The 20,030-nt window shown below is 65.2% G+C and carries 14 protein-coding genes; 2 read left to right on the forward strand and 12 right to left on the reverse strand.

The genetic code is table 11. The features are described 5' to 3' along the window. Positions 1 to 162: 162 nt before the first annotated feature. The 7 genes from FAZ21_RS14140 to FAZ21_RS14170 all read right to left on the reverse strand — a co-directional run bounded on the left by FAZ21_RS14140 (position 163) and on the right by FAZ21_RS14170 (position 13,035). Complete coding sequence (locus FAZ21_RS14140) at positions 163 to 6,309, reverse strand: hybrid sensor histidine kinase/response regulator (RefSeq protein ID WP_136774092.1); 6,147 nt, start codon at positions 6,307 to 6,309, stop codon at positions 163 to 165. Positions 6,310 to 6,385: 76 nt separating this feature from the next. After that, complete coding sequence (locus FAZ21_RS14145; RefSeq protein ID WP_136774093.1) at positions 6,386 to 8,542, reverse strand: methyl-accepting chemotaxis protein; 2,157 nt, start codon at positions 8,540 to 8,542, stop codon at positions 6,386 to 6,388. 56 nt (positions 8,543 to 8,598) lie between these two features. Next, complete coding sequence (locus FAZ21_RS14150) at positions 8,599 to 9,111, reverse strand: chemotaxis protein CheW (protein WP_136774094.1); 513 nt, start codon at positions 9,109 to 9,111, stop codon at positions 8,599 to 8,601. Between the two features lie 34 nt (positions 9,112 to 9,145). Beyond that, positions 9,146 to 9,508 carry a response regulator gene (locus FAZ21_RS14155; protein WP_136774095.1) on the reverse strand — a complete coding sequence of 121 codons (363 nt, stop codon included), beginning with the start codon at positions 9,506 to 9,508 and terminating at the stop codon, positions 9,146 to 9,148. Between the two features lie 40 nt (positions 9,509 to 9,548). Further along, entirely contained in the window at positions 9,549 to 9,935 is a 387-nt protein-coding gene (pilG, locus tag FAZ21_RS14160) for a twitching motility response regulator PilG (protein ID WP_136774096.1), read from the reverse strand. Positions 9,936 to 10,152: 217 nt separating this feature from the next. Continuing rightward, positions 10,153 to 11,769: a methyl-accepting chemotaxis protein gene (locus tag FAZ21_RS14165; protein WP_136774097.1), complete on the reverse strand. Its 1,617-nt coding sequence runs from the start codon at positions 11,767 to 11,769 to the stop codon at positions 10,153 to 10,155. A gap of 99 nt (positions 11,770 to 11,868) precedes the next feature. Continuing rightward, positions 11,869 to 13,035 carry a GGDEF domain-containing protein gene (locus tag FAZ21_RS14170; RefSeq protein ID WP_136774098.1) on the reverse strand — a complete coding sequence of 389 codons (1,167 nt, stop codon included), beginning with the start codon at positions 13,033 to 13,035 and terminating at the stop codon, positions 11,869 to 11,871. A 345-nt stretch (positions 13,036 to 13,380) separates the two neighbouring features. On the opposite strand from FAZ21_RS14170, the gene FAZ21_RS14175 reads away from it, so the two are divergent. Beyond that, positions 13,381 to 13,764: a DUF4902 domain-containing protein gene (locus FAZ21_RS14175; protein WP_169307406.1), complete on the forward strand. Its 384-nt coding sequence runs from the start codon at positions 13,381 to 13,383 to the stop codon at positions 13,762 to 13,764. A gap of 138 nt (positions 13,765 to 13,902) precedes the next feature. Beyond that, complete coding sequence (locus FAZ21_RS14180) at positions 13,903 to 14,574, forward strand: acyl-homoserine-lactone synthase (RefSeq protein WP_281279781.1); 672 nt, start codon at positions 13,903 to 13,905, stop codon at positions 14,572 to 14,574. 11 nt (positions 14,575 to 14,585) lie between these two features. Here FAZ21_RS14180 and FAZ21_RS14185 read toward each other — a convergent pair whose 3' ends face one another. From FAZ21_RS14185 to FAZ21_RS14205, 5 genes are all read right to left on the reverse strand, one after another. Next, entirely contained in the window at positions 14,586 to 15,299 is a 714-nt protein-coding gene (locus tag FAZ21_RS14185) for a 4'-phosphopantetheinyl transferase family protein (RefSeq protein WP_136774100.1), read from the reverse strand. Between the two features lie 145 nt (positions 15,300 to 15,444). Continuing rightward, entirely contained in the window at positions 15,445 to 16,413 is a 969-nt protein-coding gene (locus tag FAZ21_RS14190) for an acyl-CoA dehydrogenase family protein (protein WP_136774101.1), read from the reverse strand. Between the two features lie 7 nt (positions 16,414 to 16,420). Beyond that, positions 16,421 to 17,701, reverse strand: coding sequence for an aminotransferase class I/II-fold pyridoxal phosphate-dependent enzyme (locus tag FAZ21_RS14195; RefSeq protein ID WP_136774102.1), 1,281 nt, complete (start codon positions 17,699 to 17,701; stop codon positions 16,421 to 16,423). A 141-nt stretch (positions 17,702 to 17,842) separates the two neighbouring features. Continuing rightward, entirely contained in the window at positions 17,843 to 18,580 is a 738-nt protein-coding gene (locus tag FAZ21_RS14200) for an outer membrane lipoprotein-sorting protein (protein WP_246038660.1), read from the reverse strand. A 25-nt stretch (positions 18,581 to 18,605) separates the two neighbouring features. Then, the gene (locus tag FAZ21_RS14205; protein ID WP_136774104.1) at positions 18,606 to 20,009 is read right to left on the reverse strand and encodes an ABC transporter permease; all 1,404 of its coding nucleotides are present in this window, start codon (positions 20,007 to 20,009) and stop codon (positions 18,606 to 18,608) included. Positions 20,010 to 20,030: the final 21 nt, after the last annotated feature.

A 20,030-nucleotide genomic window follows, 5' to 3' on the forward strand; every position in this document is an offset into this window, starting at 1 on the left:
CCTTATGCCCCGATAGAATATCGAGTTAGAAAGAAATCGCTCATTACGATATATAGCCGGGGCGGGTGGGTGGCTGGAGCTGACGAGGGCTGGGGCTCGAGCCTTCGGAGACAAGCAACAAAAAAGGCGGGGTTGCCCCGCCTTTTTTGTCAGCCGCCGCGCCTAGTGGCGCGCCGCGATGAACTCGCGGATATGGCCCAGCAGTTCGTCTTCCTGGTACGGCTTGCCCAGGAACACATTCACGCCCAGTTCGAACGCGTAGTTCTTATGCTTATCGGCGGTGCGCGAGGTGATCATGATGATCGGGATGTCGCGCGTGTCGTCGTTGGCCCGCACGTTACGAGTGAATTCGAAACCATCCATGCGCGGCATTTCGATATCCACCAGCATCACCGCCGGCTTCACTTCGGACAGTTGTTGCAACCCATCGACGCCGTCCTTGGCCGTCACCACCTGATAGCCTTCGCGTGCCAGCAGGCGGCCGGTGATCTTGCGCACGGTCAGCGAATCGTCGACCACCATCACCACCGGTGCCACCTGCAACTGCTCGGGTGCCGCGGTGGCAGCGCCGCCCGTGCCAGACACCTGGGTGACGATTTCACCGCGAGCCAGCAGCGCCAGCGGGTTCATGATCAACACGATATCGCCGTTACCCAGCACGGTGGCGCCCGCCACGCCGGGAATCCGCGCCAGTTGCGGGCCGATGGCCTTGACCACGACTTCCATGTTCTTCACCAGTTCGTCCACGTGCAGCGCCATGCGGGTGGCGCCCGAACGCAGCAGCAGTACGGTGGAGAAGCGCTTCTGTTCCGGCACGCTGTCGGCGTCGCCCAGCAGACGCGGGAAGTAGGCAAACGGATAGCTGGAACCCAACCATTCCTGCGCACGGGTGTCGTACAGACGCGCCAGCGCTTCCTGCTTCAGTTCCTGTACCTGTTCGATCATCACCGACGGGATGGCGTAGACACGCTGTCCGGCCTTGACCAGCAGCACCTGCGTCACTGCCAGCGTCAGCGGCAGGTTGATGGTGAAGGTGGTGCCCTGGCCCGCCACGCTGTCCACCTGGACCCGGCCACCGAGATTGCCGATTTCGTTCTTCACCACATCCATGCCAATGCCGCGCCCGGACAACTGGGTGACGCTGCTGGCGGTGGTAAAGCCAGCGGCGAAGATCAGTTGCATCAGGTCGCGTTCGGCGAGCAGGTCGTCCGGCTGGATCAGGCCGCGTTCGATCCCCTTGGCGCGGATGCGCTCCAGGTTCAGGCCGCGCCCGTCATCCTTGATGGTCAGCACCAGTTCGTTACCTTCCTGGCGCACTTCCAGCAGCACTTCGCCGAACTCGCTCTTGCCTGCGGCCAGGCGTTCCTCGGTGCTTTCCAGCCCGTGGTCGATGGCATTGCGCAGCATGTGCTCGAACGGCGAGATCATCTTTTCCAGCACGCCACGGTCGATCTCGACGCGGCCACCACGCAGTTCCAGGTTGACCTTCTTGCCGGTTTCCTTGCCGGTCTGCCGCGTCAGGCGGTACAGCCGGTCGGACACGCTGGAGAACGGCACCATGCGCACACGCATCAGGCTCTGCTGTAGTTCCTTGGTCATCCGCGCCTGCGCGGTCAGCGCCGACGACGATTCATCCAGGTTTTTCAGCAGGTTGTGCTGGATGGTGGACACGTCGTTCACGCTTTCGGCGATGAAACGGGTCACTTCCTGCAAGCGGGTGAAGCGGTCGAACTCCAGCGGGTCGAACGCGCCATGCAGTTCTTCGATTTCCTTGGAGCGCGCCTGCAATTGCGATTCGGACTGGATTTCCAGCTCGCGTAACTGGGTACGCAGGCGGGTGACGTTTTCGGTCAGGTCCAGCAGCGAGGTCTTCAACGCCAGCATTTCCGACTCGATCCGCGCACGGGCGATCGACACTTCACCGGCCTGGTTGACCAGGCTGTCCACCAGCTCCGACTTCACGCGGATGGTGGCCTTGCCATCGGATTCGGCGGCACCGGCCAGCAACGGCTGCGGCACCATCGGCGCGGCTGCCGCGGCCTCAGCCGTCGCGGCCGGGGCTTCCGGTTCGGCAAACTTGCCGCGGCCAGTCAACTCGTCAAACAGCGACGAGATCAGGTCGTAGTCGATTTCCAGTTCGTCGAGCAGCGCCTGCGACAGTTTCTCGCCAGACGCCAACAGCCGGGATTCCATCAAGTGGGTGGCTTCACCGATCCGCATCGCACCGGACATCCGCGCGCTGCCCTTGAGGGTATGCAGGGTACGCTTGAGCGAATCGGCCTGCGCCACGTCGCCCTGGTGCAGTTCGCGCAGTTGTTCGCCGATGCGGGGCAGCAGTTCGTCCGCTTCTTCGATGAACACGGGCAGCAGTTGATCGTCGATTTCGTCGATCAGGCCGGGGTCCAGGTCGGCATGCCGGTCGGCGTGATGCTCGTCGTCCTCGCCCAGCAGCGCATCGAGTGCCGACGGCATGTCGTCGTCCGACATCAGGCTACGCAGCGGCGGCACGGGCGCCGGTTCGGCGATTTCCACCTCGGCTTCCGGCACGGGCACCGCTTCAACCACGTCGCTCGCTTCCGGTTCGTCGGCCAGCGGCTCGGCGAGATCGATCAACTCCAGTTCGGCCAGGTCGTCGTCGGAGGCGACTGCATCCTCGTCCAGCTCGGCGGGCGCTTCGGCAACCCCTTCCTCATCCAGATCGATGGCGGGTGCGGCTTCCGGCTCGGCGGCCAATGCGGCATCCAGCAAGGCTGACAGGTCGAACTCCCCCGGCACCGTTGCGGCGGAAGCGGGCATTTCGGGCAGGTCGAGCGCAACTTCCGGCACCGTGGCCGGTTCTGCTTCGAATGCGGCGGTCGAAACATCCAGGTCGATCTCGGGCCCGGGGATGGCGCCGTCCACAACGGGTTGCGGCTCGGCGAAGGCAGCGGCTTCCGGCAATGCCTCGTCCAGCTCGAAGCTGATTTCCGGGATATCGCCGGCCTCGATCACCTCGGCCGTTTCCGGCAACGTTTCGGGCGATTCGAACGCCTGCGGCTGGCTTTCGGGGAGCGCCTCTTCCAGCTCGAAACTGATGTCCAGCGCGTCATCGACGGACGTCGGCGGCTGTTCGGACAGTTCGGCAACAGGCAGCGGGCTTTCCGGCTGCGTTTCATCCAGCTCGAAACTGATGTCCAGTTCGTCCTCGGCCTGGGTTGGCTGCGCGGTGCTCAGCACGTCCAGCGCCGACGGTGGCGCTTCCGGCGGAGCCGGCAAGTCGAAGGCAATGGTCAGGTCTTCCTGTACCGGCTGCGCATCGTCGGGCGCGGCCAGTGCTTCCGGCCCGGCAACGTCGATTTCCGCTTCCGCCACCAGTTCGTGCAAGCCGAAATCCAGCGGCGCTTCGTCCAGGATTTCTTCCTGTTGTGTGGCGGGCACGGCGACAGGCGGTTCCGCCGCGAAATCGGCGAGGTCGAACGCAAGATCCGTGTCAGTGGCGGCCGGTGGCGCCGCCTCCGGCGCGGCCAGTTCGTGCAGGCCGAAATCGAGCGGCGCTTCGGCGAGCGACATCGTATCTGCCGGGGCTTCAGCGGCCGGCTCCACCACCGGGGCGGCATCGAGCGTGAGGTCGATGTCGTCGAAATCGAACGATTCCGCCGTGGCATCCGGCGCAGCGTCCGGCAGGGGCAACACGCGGTCGTGCAATGCGTGCAGCGCATCCAGTTCCGCCTGCGGGCTTTCGGGCAGCGTGAGCGCGAGAATCGCATCCAGCATGCTGTCGATACGATCGATGGCGGCGATCACCGGCGCGCCGTGCTCCACCACCGAATCACCCAGTTCCTGGAGCGCGTGTTCCACCGCATAGGCCAGCTCACCCAGCGGACGGAAGCCGGCCGTGGAAGCAATGCCACCCAGCGTATGCGCCGACAACAGGATGTCGGAGGACAGCGTTTCACCGGCGGCCAGGTGTTGGCGGCCATCACGCAGTCGGGCGCGATGGAACGAGGCTTCGTCGCGGAAGATGGTGAACAGCGTGTTCGATACCACCACGTCGCCGATGCGCACTTCGTCGCTGCCGTCGGCATCCGCGCCGTTGTCGTCCGCCTGGACCTCGATGTCTTCCGGCGCAATGGCGGCCACCGGTTGATCCATCTGATGGCGCAGCGTCTCGGCCCGGGCGACCAGTTCGTCGGCGTCCACCTGGGCAGTGCCCTCGACGGACAGTTGCTCCACCCAGCGGGTGAAGCCGGCATGCGCATCCTGCACCACATCCAGCAGCGCGGTGCTGGCCGGTTGTTCCATTTGCAGGCATTTGTTCAGCACCTGCTCCACCGCCCATGCCACTTCGCCCAAGTGGTTCAGCCCGACCATGCGGCCGCTGCCCTTCAGGGTATGGAAGCCACGGCGGATGACGGTGAGCGCTTCACGGTCGTGCGGGGTGTCGCGGCAGAGATCGAGATTGGCCAATACGGTGGCCAGCACTTCGACAGCCTCTTCGAGATAGACCTCGAGCAACTCGGCGTCGATGGCGGCATCCGACTGCGGCAACGGACGTGCCGGCGCCTGCGGTTCGGGCTGCGGTTCGGGTTCGACGGGCACCGGGCCGATCGGCGGCTCGGCTTCGAGCGACACCGCCAGTTCGTCCGGCGCGGGGGCTTCCTCGGCCGTGCCGGCCAACCTTGCCAGCGCGGGCGTGATCAGCTTTTCGGCTTCTTCGCGACTCTGCTCCAGCGCATCGACATAGAAACCCAGGCTGGACAGGCCTTCGGCCAATTCTTCCAGCTCCGCCGCCGAGGGCGGCGCCTCGTCGCCCGACGCATATTGCTGGATGCGCTGCTGACACAGTTGCAGCAGTAACACGGCCTCGGCGCGGTCCAGCATCATCAGCGCGCCTTGCAACTGGCGCAGGCAGTTGTCGAGCTTGCCCAGTTCGGCGTGGCGCGTCGGATCGCGGAAGTAACCGTCCAGCGCTTCTTCGATCACCTGGAGGTTGCTGCGCATCTCCTGCGCCAGTTGCGCCAGCAGCAGCTTTTCCTGCGCTTCGCGGCTGACGGCATCGAGTTGCGGCAATGCCACGTCGGCACCGGGCTCGGCCAGCCGGCGCTGCATGGCGTCGGCCTGTTCGGCGAAATCGGGGGCAACAGTGGGATAGATGGCAAGGGCGTTGTCGGCCAATAGCAGCGCTGTGGCCATTTCCAGGGCTTCGTTCTCACCGACCCGGCCATTCTTCAGCCGCTGGCAGGCTTGCGCCACGCTTTGCCACAGACCATCCAGACCGTCGATGCGCAGTTCGCGCGAGCGCTCGGCCAGCCGGTTCAGTTCGTTCACCAGCGTGGGCATCCGCTCGCTCTGCCCGGCGGCGACACGGCTCCACAGTTCCTTGGCGGTGGACAGCTCTTCGCGCAGCGCGCGCGCCTCGCGACGGCGGCCTTCGGCCTCGGGGCTGAGCGAATCGCCGTACTGCTCGGGCCGCAGGCTTTCCAGCCCGAAGCCCAGCGACAGATGGCCACCCAGATGCTGTTGATCATCGACATGAGCCAGCACGTACAACAGGTCGCGGAACAGGCGTTCGGCCACCTTGCCGGAGCCGTCGGCCAGCCGGCGTAGTTGCAGGTTCAACCGCATCAGCAACTGCTTGGTATCGATGTCGCAGGCCAGTGGCGCACGTGCCATGGCGTCGAGCACACCAGCGGCGGTCCACCAGAAGGTGCGGACGACACCGCCGCTTTGCGACGCGGCCAGCTCGGTCAGCGAGCGCGCCATGCTGACGGCGGCACCGGCTTCACCGTTGCGCAGCCAGTGCAGCAGCCCGGCCTCGAAGCGGCGGCGTTGCTGGCGCACGAAGTCGTTCCACTCGCCGGGCGAGATCGGGCGCGACGGCAGGCCGCCCGGCAACGACAGTTCGGACAATTGCGGGAAGAACAGTTCGGCGCCGCTGGGATTGGCGCCGCGCGCCATGGCCAGCTCGGCAAAGCGCGCGCTCAGGACCAGCGGCACATTGGGCGCACCAGCGGCAATGCGGTCGAGGAAGTTGCAGGCGTCGGCCACGGCTTCGATGGCCAGCGACACGGCCTCGCCAGCGACATCGCCGCGCGTCATGCCAGCGACGAGTTGTTCAATTTCTTCACAGAAGCGGGCCAGCCCCGCCAGTTCCACCATTTCCAGCGCGCCGACGGCCTGGTGCAGGTGGGTCTGCGCATGCTTCAGATGCGGCGCATCCGGCTCGGTTTGTTGTTTACGCAGCGACTCGGTGGCGCGGGACAGCGTCTGTTCAAGCTCCCCTTTCAACCATACCAGCGAGCCCTGATCGAATTCGGTATGCACGCTCATGGGCCTATCCCAATAGGAATTCACATTGCGGCGAGGCGGGACACCGACTGGTGTCCCGTTCGTCGCGCAGTCAGGGTCAGTCCAGCTTGAAGCCGGACACCGAGGACTTCAGGTCCTGCGCAAGCGTGGACAACTGGCCCACCACGGTGGCGGACTGCTTGGTGCCGCGCGTGGTCTGGTCGGTAATGGCGAGAATGTCGCGCATCGAGCCGTTCACCCGGCCGGCCAGCGTGGTCTGGTCTTCGGTCTCGCGGGCGATCGATTCGATCAGGCGGGCCAGTTCGTCGGTGATTCGGCGGATTTCCGTCAGCGCGGTGCCGGCGGCATCGGACAGCTTGGCGCCTTCCACCACGCCCTGGGTCGAGACTTCCATGGCCGCCACGGCGTCGTGGGTGTCGGTCTGAATGGTCTTCACGATCGCGCCGATCTGCTTGGTGGCCTCGCCGGAGCGCTCGGCCAGCCGCTGCACTTCCTCGGCCACGACCGAGAAGCCGCGACCGGCCTCGCCGGCGGCAGCCGCCTGGATGGCGGCGTTCAAGGCCAGCACGTTGGTCTGTTCGGTAATGTCCGAGATCAGCTCCACGATTTCGCCGATCTCCTGCGAGCTTTCACCCAGCCGCTTGATCCGCTTGGCGGTCTCCTGGATCTGCTCGCGGATTTCGTCCATGCCCTTGATCTGGTTCTGCACCGCGTCCGAGCCCTTGATGGCGGCGGCCAGCGACGCCTGAGCCACGTTGGCGGATTCGACGGCGTTGTGCGATACGCCCTGGATCGAACGCACCATCTGTTCAACGGTCTGGTTGGTCTCGACGATCTCCTGCGACTGGCGGTCGGCGGCGGCCAGCAGTTCCACCGATACGGCCTGCGCCTCACCGGTCGCGTTCGTCACCTGTTCGGTCGCGCGGTTGATCCCGATAATCAGGTTCCGCAATTCTTCAATGGTGTAGTTGATCGAGTCCGCGATGGCACCGGTCAAGTCCTCGGTCACCAGCGCGCGTACCGTCAGGTCACCATCGGCCAGGTCAGACATTTCGTTCAGCAGGCGCAAAATCGCCTCCTGGTTCTTTTTGTTCTCACCTTCCAGCGCCAGGCGGCGACGCAGCGATTCCTGGTTGAACACGTGCACCAGGTAGTACAGGGACACCAGCGCCAGCACAATCAGCACCAGTTCGATCACGGTGACGATAACGTTGCTGGCGGCACCTTCGTACACGCCGGCCAGCGCTTCGGTTTCCTTCAGCAGCTTGTCGGAATCGCGCACGATGGATTGGTTGGCCAAGCGGGTGTTCACCAGCGGCTGCATGTTCTTGGAGAACGACGCCACCACGGTTTCGAAGTCCTTGAACAGCGTGCGGACTTCCTCGAGCTGCCCGACCATCGCCGAGCTGGGCACGGGGCGCAGTTGCAGATTGTCGTTGCCGTCGACGAAGCCATCGACGATTTCCTTGAAGGTGGACACGTCCTTGCCCAGCAGGAACACCACCTCGGGGTTGATCAGTTCACCGGCCAGCATGGCGTTGGCATTCTTGGCCATCCGCTGGCTCAGCATCGACAACTGGTTGGCGTAATCGAGTTCGTGGATGTTGCCGCCGCCCTCAGCCAGCATGGTGGCGAACTGCTGCGTCAGTTCCAGCAGGCGCGCGTCGTTGTTGTTGATACCGGCCACGCTGTCGCCCACGGTGATCAGCGCGGTCTTCTGCTTGAGGATGGTTTCGACGGTGGGCCGGCTGGGGTTGGGCCGGTAGCTGGTGTCCCAGGTCTTTTCCACGGAGTCGAGCAATTCGCCGGGGTTGTGTGCCAGCCAGCTGAACAGGCTGCGCTGGCGCAGCTTGCCGAGGTTGTCGTCGAACTGCTTGTAGGCGGCTTCCAGCACGGCGAAGCCTTCTTTGGAGCCCTGCACCGCCTGCGTGGATGCCCGCGCCAGCCGTTGCGAAAGCATCTGCATCTCGGTGGCGGTGGAACGCCGTTCGGCGTTGATGCCGCTGGACTGGAACGAGAGGAAGGCGACCAGGGCGAACAGGAACACCGAGCCGATCATCACCAGCAGCAACAGCGCCATCTGTTGGCGCGCCGGCAGGTGGCCGACCAAAGGCACCGGTCTGAGCAGCTTGTTCTCGTCTGCATCCGGCAGGCGGATGCGCTCGAGGATCCAGGTGGTCTTGAGGGGGTCGTACTTGCTCTTGGCCGCGGTGCCGCCCGATCTGCCGAACAGCGATTTCAGATTGAATGCCATTGTTCCTCTCTCCCGGTGCTGCCTGAATCTCTCGTTGTATTGTCGATTGATGTTGGTTAATCGAGTCCGGCCTGTAGGAACCCCGGTTCGCTGGCCAGTCTGGGAATGTCGAGCACCTGCCAGCGCGTGCCGGCCGCGTCGTCATAGACGGCGCCGCTCCATGGGGTATCGCCGCCGTCACCGGCGTGCGTCAGGTCCGCCAGGTGCTTCAGCCCCAGCATGCGTTCCACCAGCACCGCCGCGTGCGGCAGGTGGCGCGGGTGCAACAGGATCAGGCGATTGGCGGAGTGGGTGGCCAGCGGTGCGCCACCGAAGAACACGGCAAGATCCGAGACACTGACGAGGTTGCCCCGGATATTGGAAGTGCCGCGAAACCAGGGGCGTGCCAGTGGCACGCCGGAGATGGCGGGGACGGGCATCACCTCGGCCACGTCGCCCAGGTCGAGCAGCCAGTTGCGCTGGTCGATGCGCACACCCAGCCGGGCGTCGACCTGCGCGGTGGCGGCGGCTGTCTTCAGGCGCGCAACCACGCCTTCCTGGTATTCGCGCAGACTGATGCGCTTGGCCATCGCTGCTCCCCCGTTGTTGTTATGCCGCCCGCACTCAGAGCGCGGCGATCTTCGCCAGCAGTTCCTGCGGATCGACCGGCTTGACCACGTATTCGGATGCGCCCTGGCGCTTGCCCCACACCTTGTCGGTTTCCTGGTTCTTCGAGGTGCACATGATGACGGGGATATGCTTGGTGGCTTCTTCGCGCGTGATGGTGCGCGTGGCCTGGAAGCCGTTCATGCCGGGCATCACCACATCCATCAGGATCAGGTCAGGCATGATCTCCTTGACCTTTTCCACGGCTTCCTCGCCCGATTCGGCGGTAACGACCTGGAATCCGTTCTTGGTCAGCAGCTCACCCAGAAAATGGCGTTCGGTGGGCGAATCGTCGACGATCAGCACTTTCTTGACGGTCATGGTGTGTGGTTCCTGGATTGGGCTTATTCGCGGGACAACATTATGCGGCCGACTGCACGTGGGCGCCCACGGCGGCAAGCAGACTGTCCTTGGTAAAGGGTTTGGTCAGGTATTCGTCCGAGCCCACCATGCGCCCCCTGGCACGGTCGAACAGGCCATCCTTGGAGGACAGCATGACAACGGGGGTGGACTTGTAACGCGGGTTCTTCTTGATCAGGGAGCAGGTCTGGTATCCGTCCAGACGCGGCATCATCACATCGACAAAGATCAGATCGGGCTGGTGATCGCTGATCTTGGCCAGCGCATCGAATCCATCCTCGGCGAGGATGACTTCACATCCGGCCTGGCCGAGAAAGATTTCGGCGCTGCGGCGGATCGTATTGCTGTCGTCGATCACCATCACCTTGACGCCGGCAAGATTCGACATGTTCCCCTCTCCTTGTCGAGCCATTTTGTTTGTACCAACTCAGTCGGGCTCTGCGAGCTTCGACAGCATAGCGTGCGGCGCGGCTTCAACGCCACATCGCGGATAATACCGATGTATTTTTTCAACCAACAAGGCGGGCGGCCCTCATCCAGCGCGCATTCGCGCCCATCCGCCCCGGCCGTATGGCCTCGCCCGGCCCGGCCCGACGGCGTCAAGCTTACAGGGAAAAACGCGCGACGTTGGTTTTAAGTCCACGCGCCACGCTTTCCAGCCGCCGCGCCGCGCCTTCGCTGGCACCGGCCGACTCGCTCGATGCCTGCGCCATCTGCACGATGCGCTCGACATTGCGCGCGATGTCCTGACTGGCGGCGGATTGCTCCTTCAGCGCCACCGAAATCTCACCCGCCACACTCTCCAGTTCGCGGTTGACCGAATGGATCTCGCCGATCGCCTGTCCCGCGGCGCGCGCATTGGCTACACCGGCCTCCACCTGCCGTACCGCCGTCTGCATGGTCTGGACCGCTTCGCGCGCGCTGGCCTGGGTGCCGCCGATCATGGTGCCGATCTCGCCGGTGGCCTGCCCGGTGCGTTCGGCCAACTTGCGCACCTCGTCGGCCACCACCGCGAATCCGCGTCCCGATTCGCCGGCCCGCGCCGCCTCGATGGCGGCGTTCAACGCCAGCAGGTTGGTCTGGTCGGCAATCTCGCGGATCACCGCGACAATGCTGGAGATGCGATCCGCCTCGCTGCCCAGCGCGTCGATGCGCTCCGCCGCGCGCCGGATAGTGGCCGCCACGTCGTCGATCTCACCGCCCACGCCCAGGATCACCGCGCTGCCGGACGCGGCGCGCCCGCCCGCCGTCTGCGCCAATTCGCTGGCCGCATGCGCGCTACCGGCCACCTGGTTCACCGATGTGCTCATCTGTTCGATGGCGCTCGCCATCGAAGCGGCGGCGTCGGTCTGGGTGCGTACGCCATGCGACAGACGCTCCGCCGTGCCGCTCATGCCACCAGCTTCGCGCTCCAGGTCCTCCGCGTGCTCGCGCAATTCGCGGATCATCGCGGCCAGGCTGCCGCGCGTCGTTTCCACATTGGCGAGCAGGCTATGGCGATCGCCCCTCGCCAGCGGCACCGGCCGCGCCAGGTCGCCGGCGGCCAATGCCTGCATCGCGGCACGCGCAGCGGCCGGCTCGCCACCGATCTGGCCCATTACCGCTCGCACCAGTCGCCGCCCCAGCAGCAGGCCGGCCACCACCGCCACCCCGGCCAGCGTGGCCGCAATGCCGATCGCGGCGCGATTGGCTGCCTGCTGTTCGTCGCGCTTGGCCTGCATGCGGGCACGGGCCGAAGCGGCCCAGGCATCCAGCTCCGCGCTCATCGGCGCCCAGGCCCGTACCGCTTCCTCGGTATTGATCTTTTCGCGCGCCACGTCGAGCTGGCCGTTATCGATGTACTGGGCAATCTCAGCCTGCATCCGCTGTTGCAGCGCACGCAGCGCCACGATGCGCGCCAGCCGCTCCCGTGCCTCGGCATCGTTGGCCACCAGCGGCGTCAGTCGGGCGCGCGCGGCATCGAACTCGGCCGGCAGCGCGGCCAGTACCTTTTGCGCGGCGGGATTGGCCGGATCGACGAAAAAGCTGCGAATCGCGGTGCTGCTTTTCATCGCCGCGTCGCCCAGCTCGTTCACGGCGATCAGCTCAGCCTGGTAGTGGTCGATCAGCTCGTCGAGTTGCGCGGCGGTCTTCAGTTGCGCACCGATGGAAATCAGCGTGGCCACCGCGAACAACCCGAAGGCGCCACCCATGGTGAGTACCAGTTGACGTGACAACTTCATTTGATTCCCCCATCGGGCTTCGAATGGCCCGTGAGGACATGATTGCATGGACGCAGTGGGTTGAATGTAAAGAAGTCTTGCAAACCAACCGCCCCGATTTCAGGGCCGGCTCCGTTTGCTGACGTAGCTGGCTTCGTCGGCGCGTTGATAAGCAGCGGTTAACACTTCGGATGGCGCCACGGCCGTATGACCGATACTGACAGTGACCGGCATTTCCAGCATGCCGGTATGCAGGGCAATGTGCTGTTTCAGCCGTTCCGCCACGATCTCGGCGCCCGCCTCGGAGCAATCATGGAGCAACAGTGCAAACTCATCGCCTCCCAGCCGGGTGGCGAGGTCGCCTTCGCGCAAGGTATCGCGCACCGCCTGGGCCACGGCGCACAGCACCCGGTCGCCGCCGAGATGACCCTGGCTGTCGTTCACCGCCTTGAAGTCGTCCACGTCGAACACCAGCAGCGTCTGCGGCTGGGCCGCGCGCAGTGCCAGTGCCTGCAAGCGGGGAAAGGTGGCCTCGAAATAGCGCCGGTTGGGCAGACCAGTGAGCACATCCTCATTGGCCAGCCGCTCCAGCTCCACCTGCGAGCGCCGCAGTTCGCCCTCCACCTGCTCGTGCGTGAACACCAGGAAGCTCATGTCGCGCGCCAGCATCGCCAGCACCGTGGCCAGAATGACGAAGGGAAACCACGGGTCGTCGCGGATCGGGCTGGCGTCCGGCGCCAGCGTCAACACCGCGTTCACGCCGTGCACCACGTTGAGCACGCAAAACAACAGGTGCGCATAGGCAATCATCCCCAGCGCCACGTTGCGCCGCGCCTGGCGGTCGGTCAGCAGTAGCGAGATCACCCGCAGACACAGCGACGCGAGCGCCATACTGAACGCGAACACCCGCCAGCCGGCACCCAGCTCCCCCAGCACCACCACCAGCCAGCCCAGGTAGGCCAGCACGTAATGGATCGCCATCGCCGGCAGCGCACGTCGTGGCTGATAACCCAGCGCGGAACGCAGGCCCCACTCCACGCAGAGCGGCGCCGCCAGGATCAGCGGCATGGCGAGCAGCACCGGTAAGCGACCGGCCCACCCGGTCTGCGCCAGCAGCACAAGGAAAAGCCCGACCGCCGCCGCCAGATCGGCGACCACCCAGATGCCGAAGCCGGCGAACACGCGTCGCGTGCGCCAGATCAGCAACATCATTCCCGCAAGCGTGGCATGCAGCAGCATGGACAACATCAGCAGGGCGCCCGTATCGGGCAGGCGGAATGGATTCACGGGTTCAGCCGGGGAAGAGGCGCCGACAATCTAGCGTAATCGGCTGCGCCGCGAAATCATGCGAACAGGGTATTTCTCCATTTGAAATCCATTAAGCCCCGGCGTCGGCCACCCTGACCGGACCAGCGGCGCAAAACCCGCCCTCCGGCCGGCTTCGCCCGCCGCATGACCAGCGTGCCGAAACTTTTCGCGACAAGCGGGACCCATGCCATTCAGCGGTTGCGAATGGCGCCCTTATGAATATTTGTCATTTAGGGGCATCGCCATCTTTCATCCGGCATTTGGAAATGGATATGATTTCCGCCTGATCACGGTATGCACCGTCAACTTTTCCGCCAAGATCAAATGAAAACTTCCGAGGACGGCCTCATTCATCTGTCCATCGACGAACTGCTGTCGCTGCGGTTGCAGCACCTGCTTTCGGGCCTGGATCACGAGGGCGCGACCGAGCATGGCGTCTGTGGTGGCATGACCTATATCTCGGGCTACACCGAGTGGGTGAGCACGTCGCAACCCGCGGTTTCGCTGGGCTGGGACTGGTGCATCCGCCCGGTATTCCGTGGTTCCGCCCTGCTGCGCGTGGGCGAAGTGCGCAGCAATGTCTGCCTGATCAACGAAGGCGGCAACGTGGCGTCGTGGGAGCGCAACCTGGAAGCGCTGGCGATGGTGGCCGACTCCCTGCCGTGGAAAGAGCTGGTTCCCGCCGTCATCAACGACTGCTACAACTGACCCACGGTGGCTGACAAAACGGCGTTGCAATGCCGTTTTTTCGTAAGCCAGCCTTAACTACCAGATATGGTAGTCGCAAGAAAACCTCATACAGTCGTTTAATCCACCTCGTTCTCTTTCATCTTCAAAGGGGTCGAGGTGAACTTCATCGTAGGCACTGCCACCGACTTGAAGTCGGGTCTCATGACCGAGATGGCGCGCTATCGCCATCGGGTCTTCATCGAAAAACTGGGTTGGAACCTGCCGTGCGAGAACGCGCTGGAATACGACCAGTTCGACCGCGAAGACACGCTGTACGTCCTGGCGCGCAACGACGAAGGTAACGTCGTCGGCACGGCGCGGCTGCTGCCCACCACCCGCCCTTATCTGCTGGCGGAAGTCTTCCCGGAACTGCTCAACGCCATGCCGGCGCCCGCCTCACCCGAGGTATGGGAGCTATCCCGCTTCGCCGCGATGGATTTCGATCAGCCCGACTGTTCGCCGCTGAGCCAGGTATCGTCCCCGGTCGCCATCGAACTGCTGAATGCCGCGCTGGCGTGTGCCGGCGCACGCGGCGCGCGGCGCATCGTCTCCGTGTCGCCGCTCGGGGTGGAGCGCCTGCTGCGCAAGGCAGGGTTCCGCGCCCATCGCATCGGCCCGCCGATCCGCGTGGACGGCTCGCCGATCTTTGCCTGCTCCATTCCCGTCCCCGAGCACCGCATCACCAGCGTCCGTACCCCGTCCACCTACCCGTACGGTCGTTTCGACATCAGGCCGACCCTGCACCGGGCAGCCAGCCTGATGACGCACGGCGCACCCGCGCTGGCCTGAGTCGTCACCGTTCAGCCTTGGTTCCCCACCCACCGCACCGTCGGCCGCGCGAATGCCTGCGGCTGGCAGGTAGCCAGCCAGAAGCCTTGCGGCAGGCTGGCGATGCGGCAGTGCCAGCGTTCCGGCGTGGTGGCCGGGCTGCTGGCCGCGCAATGCCCGGGGCGGAAGTCGCTCAGCGCCACCTCGTTCAACGGCGCCGACAACCCGGTGCCCGTCGCTTTGAGAAAGGCTTCCTTCAAGGTCCACAATGCCGTGAAGCGCCGTAGCCCACGGGCCGGCGCAGCGGCGATCCAGTCCGCCTCGGGCACCGAAAAATACGAAGCCGCGATAGCATGGTGCGCCAGCGCGCGCCGATGTGGTTCCAGGTCGATGCCGATCGGCTGCGCGGCAACGCCGCAGGCTACCAGCCCGTGACTGTGCGACAGATTGAAGTGCCAGGGCAGCGGTGCGCCATCCAGCCAGGCCGTGGGCTTGCCATGGGCATCGGGCTCGAAGTGCAACGCGCCCGCACGGCAACCACTGACCGCGCTCAACGCCTGTCGCGCCAGCAAGCGCCCCGCCAGAAACTGTAGTGCACTCTGCGGAGTGCGATAACGCGCCGCCGTCGCCAGCTCGTGCGTCGGCAGCACCGCCCGTTCCGCCGCGCGTCGCACCAGCGCATCCAGCGTCGCCACATGGCCCAGCCAGATACCGGGCGCCACGTTGTTATCCGGGGTGACATGCATGGGGTACTGCTCCTGTTCTGGTGGGAAGGGTTTGGCGGGGAAGGGGGAAGGGTAAAAGCCGGGCCGCAGCGCCAGCCGGGTGGCTTTTGACCTGCCATTGCCCCTTCCCTCTTCTCCCTTCCCTGGGGTGCCAGCCCCTTCCCGCTCACGCCGGCATCCAGCGCGTGGCCAGCCCAGCGTCCGGGCCGCAGGACTGCGCCAGCCGGCGCCGCACCCGCTCGCGCAACGCCGCGTGCATCACCTCGCCGGCGGGCCCGCCCTGCTCTGCATGCGCACACTGGCGTAACAGCAGTTCGCCCCACTCATGCCAGCGCAACGTCTGGGCAAATGCCGACTCGCGCATATAGCCGGTACCGCCACAAAGCTGCTGGGCCTCGATACGGATCGCGTTCAGTTCGCGCCACCACTGCGCGCGCAACGCGCCCGATGGTTGCCGCGCCAGCAGTTCGGCCACTTCCTCCGCCGCCAGTACCCGCAACTGCAACGCCGACAGGCGTAACTGGATGGCGGGGAAGTCGATCAGACAACGCCCGAACAGCGGGCGCTCCGTCACGTGTTCCACCGTGCGATCCAGCAGCCGCCACAGGATGCCGCCGTTGAGGGCCAGCAGATCGCAAAATCGTGCGCGCGCTTCTGCCTGGGTTTGCGGACGCAACCACGTCACGCGGTGCGCCGCGACGCGTACGCCGTACAAGCCGCCCATCTGCGCCAGGCCGGTCAGCGCACCGGTCGACGCCTGGCCGATCCAGCCATGCGCCACGAAACGCCAGGCCGGCGCCTGCGCTGGGGGAGCCGGCAGCAGCAGATGGCACTCGGCCTCGGGCGCGTCGGGCGCATCCGGGCTCACCGCCTCGGCCGCGCACGACGTCGCCCAGCGCAACGCCAGCAATGCCGAAGCCAGTGCCGGGGCGCGGCAGCCCAGGCCACGCAACAGCGCGAACCACTCGCCCGGCAGCAGCGTCTCCCAGCATGGTGCCGCGCCGTCATCGGCCAGCCCCAGCCGCCGCAGCGTCTCCAGGCTGTCCACCCTGCCGTCGAGATCGGGCGGCACCTGCTGGAGAAAATCGTCCAGCAATGCCGAAACCTGCTCGGGCGCTTCCTGTATCGCGCTCATCGGGGCCTCACGCCGCAACCGGCTCGCCACGCGCCGCCGTTGGCTGCGCCAGCACCAGCCCGAACGCCCTGGCGGTTTCCGTCACGATGGCCACCGCACGGTCGATGTCGTCGCGCGTGTGCTGCGCCATCAGCGAGAAGCGCAACCGTTCGGCACCCGGCGCCACCATCGGGTATTCCATCACGTTGACGAACAGTCCCTGTTCGTAGAGCGCGCGGTTGAAGCGACCCGCCACGCCATCGGGCAGATAGACCGGCACGATGCCTGTGTCGGAATCGCCCACGGTAAAGCCGGCGGTGCGCAGTTGTTGCGTCAGGTAGCGACGGTTGGCATGCACGGCGCGGCGGCGTTCCGGTTCGCGCTCCATCACGTCCAGCGCGGCGGAGATGGTGGCGACGGTGGTTTGCGCCAGCGCCGTGGTGAAGACATATGGCTTGGCGTAGGAGCGCAGGTAGAAGATCGCCTCGCGGCTGCCCGATACCCAGGCGCCCTGTGCGCCCAGCGCCTTGCTGCAGGTGGACATGCGCATGTCCACCTGGCCCAGCAGGTCCAGGTGTTCCAGCGTGCCCCAGCCGCGCTCGCCCAGCACCCCCAGACCGTGGGCGTCGTCCAGGATCACGAAGATGTCGTTGCATTTGCACAGGTCGAGCAGCGTGCGGAGCTGGATCACGCTGCCGTCGGTGGAACGCACGCCTTCCACGGTGGCAAATAGTTGCGGGCTACCCGGCCGTGCGCGCAGCTCGGCAATCAGCTTTTCCAGCGCCGGCAGGTTGTCCGGGTCATACGGGAAGAACTGCACCCCGGTCATCTTGATCGCGTTGATCACGCTGGCGTGGCTGTGCTTGTCGTAGAGCAGGATGTCCTGCCGCGTCATCAGCCCGTTCACCCAGCACAGGTTGGCCATGTAGCCGGACGGCAGCAGCAGCGCGTCCTCGTGTCCGGCCAGCGCCGCCAGGCGCTGCTCCAGGTCGCGGTGCTGGCGGGTATAGCCAGAGAACGCGGGCGAGCCGCCAGTACCGGTGCCGTACTGGCGCACCGCGTCGCACACGCGGTCCAGCACGTAGGGATGGTTGCCCAGGTTGAGATAGCTGTTGGAGCCGAACACCAGCACTTCGCGGAAGGTGTCGCTGAACAGATCCTTGTAGGCCATGCGGCGGTCGACGGGCGCATCGCCCATGCGGCCGGTCATGAAGCCCTTTTCCAGCTCGGCCTGATAGAAGGCGTAGTGCGTGGCGAGGCGTTCACGGAACGGCTTGTTGAGGAATTCGATGAAGGAATTGGCATCCATGGGGGTTCCTTTGGGCAAGGGTGGGGCCACGCGGGCCGCCTGGAAGGGGGCTCGCGGGCCAATTCAATGGGAAAGGCAATCTGTAAAAGCCACCGGGCCGGTGGCGGCCTAGCGCTGCCGTGAAACAGGTGACGACACGCCCTAGTCCTTGACTTGCGCCAGGCCGCTACGCTCCAGCCAGGCATCCGGGATGTCCTTGGCCTGGTAATTCAGGTAGCGCATCACCGTCACGCGCTGCGGGTCCACACCGTCGATGATCACCGTCTCGGTCGGACGCTCCTGGCCGAGCTGGCTTTCGTAGCGCCGGTAATAGGCGGTCTTCAGCAGGCGGCCCGACTCGGAAAAGAATGCCGCCTTGATCGGCCGGTTTGTGCCCTGCTCCACCCAGTAGTCGATGGCGTGATACGACACGGAGGCGTTGTTGGCGGTGAGCTTCAGCCGGTAGCTGTTGCGCGGCTTGCGCTCGCCATCGGCCACCGTCTCCTCGCCGGCCAGTTCGGCGCGGTAATCGCGCGCCAGGTTGACCGTCGCCACGTCGCCGTTGGACGCCTGCCCCAGCAAGCGCTGCTGCGGCGAAATGCGCATGCCTGCCTTGGTGGCCGGATCGTAGAACCAGATCTCGTTGCCGTTCTTCAGCATCATCTTCCCGGTATCGCGCGGCGGCTGGACGATGCGCACCAGCGTGTCGTACTGCCCGCGCTCCGGGTTCATCTTGGCGTAGGTGGACAGATAGCCCTCCTGCTCCACTTTCTTGTTGCGGTACTCGGTGAGCTGGATGTTGATGGTGAACGGCACCGCCGGATTACGGATCGCATCCGACGCCGCCAGGATCTGCTCGACCTTGACGTTGGCGAGGGCGGGCAGTGCGCAGGTGGCCATCAATAAAGCCAAAGCAATTCGGTTCCTACACATGACGTAAAGCCTCCACAACAGGAATGCGCGCGGCGCGGTAGGCCGGCAGCAGGCTGGAGATTGCGGCCAGCAGCAGCAGCGCCGCCACCGAGCCGACGATCAGGTCCGGGGTATTGAACATGTGCACCACCAGCGGGATCTTCTCGATTGAGTTGGGCGGGGTCCAGGTGAAGCCGGCCGAGTTGATCGCCAGCGCGCACAGCACCGCCAGGCCGCAGCCCAGCACCGTGCCCAGCGTGCCGATGATCAGCCCCTCGCTGAGGAACTGCCGGGCAATGCCGGCGCGGCGCATGCCCATCGAGCGCAACGTGCCGATCTCCACCGTGCGCTCCATCACCACCGTACTCATGGTGTTGGCCACACTGAACAGCACGATGGTGCCGATCAACAGCAGGATGAAGCCGAAGATGGACGCGAACAGCCCGCGCGTCTGGTCATAGGCCGGGAACAGCGTGCGGTAGTCCAGTACCTCCAGGTCCCAGCCATGGTCCTGGATGATCCGCGTCAGCCGCGCCCGCACAGTGTCGATATCGGCAGTGCTGCGCAGTTGCAGCACGATGGAGGTCACCTGCGGCGTATCGCGGCCGTAGACCAGTTGCTGCGCCATCTCCAGTGGCATTGCCATATAGCTGTCGTCGATTTCCTTTACGCCCAGGCTTTCCGCCGCCGCGACACGCGCGTTGATCACATTGGGCGCACCGTTGGCGGTGGCCGCCAGCACATCCAGCCGGGGCTGGCCGTCGCTGGCTGGCAGATTGGGCGACGCGGCCTCCAGTTCGGTCAGCGCGCCGATATCGTCCGGCATCGCCTTACCGCCCGGATTCTTGTCCGCCACCTCGCCCTTGGGGCAATTGGGCACGGTCAGCGCATCGCACAGCCGCAGCGTGCGCGCCACGCCGATACCCAGCGACACCACGTCCGACTGCCCTTCCGGCAACGCGATCTTCTTCGGCTCGATCGGGAAGCGGTACTCGTTCCATTCGCGCATGCGGTTCTGGTCGGCCGCCACATAGCCATAGCCGGCCACGGTGCGCGACACGCCACGATTGAAATCGCCGGCAATGCCCTGCAACTGGAGCAGCGGCGTGGTCACCTTGACCATGTTCTTGAGCTGCGGATCGGCCTCCACCGCCGCGATCACCTTGCGGTAATCGGCGATGCCGTAGTCCATAGGCGAGCCGGTACCGAGCAGGAAGTAGTTCTTGCGCTGGATCTGCAAATGGCCGATCTGCTGCACGATGCCGGTCTGCATGCCGTCCACCACGGCGTTGGCGTAGCCGCCGAAAATCAGCAGCGCGATCTCGCCCACGATCAGCGTGATCAGTGTGACGAGGGTGCGGCGTCGGTTGCGCATCACATTGCGCAGCGGCAGCGCCAGCGAATTCAGGGAAAACATGATGGCTAATTCCTTAAAGAA

Origin of the sequence: Chitiniphilus eburneus (genome assembly GCF_005048205.1) — a bacterium.
Taxonomy (GTDB): Bacteria; Pseudomonadota; Gammaproteobacteria; order Burkholderiales; family Chitinibacteraceae; genus Chitiniphilus; species Chitiniphilus eburneus.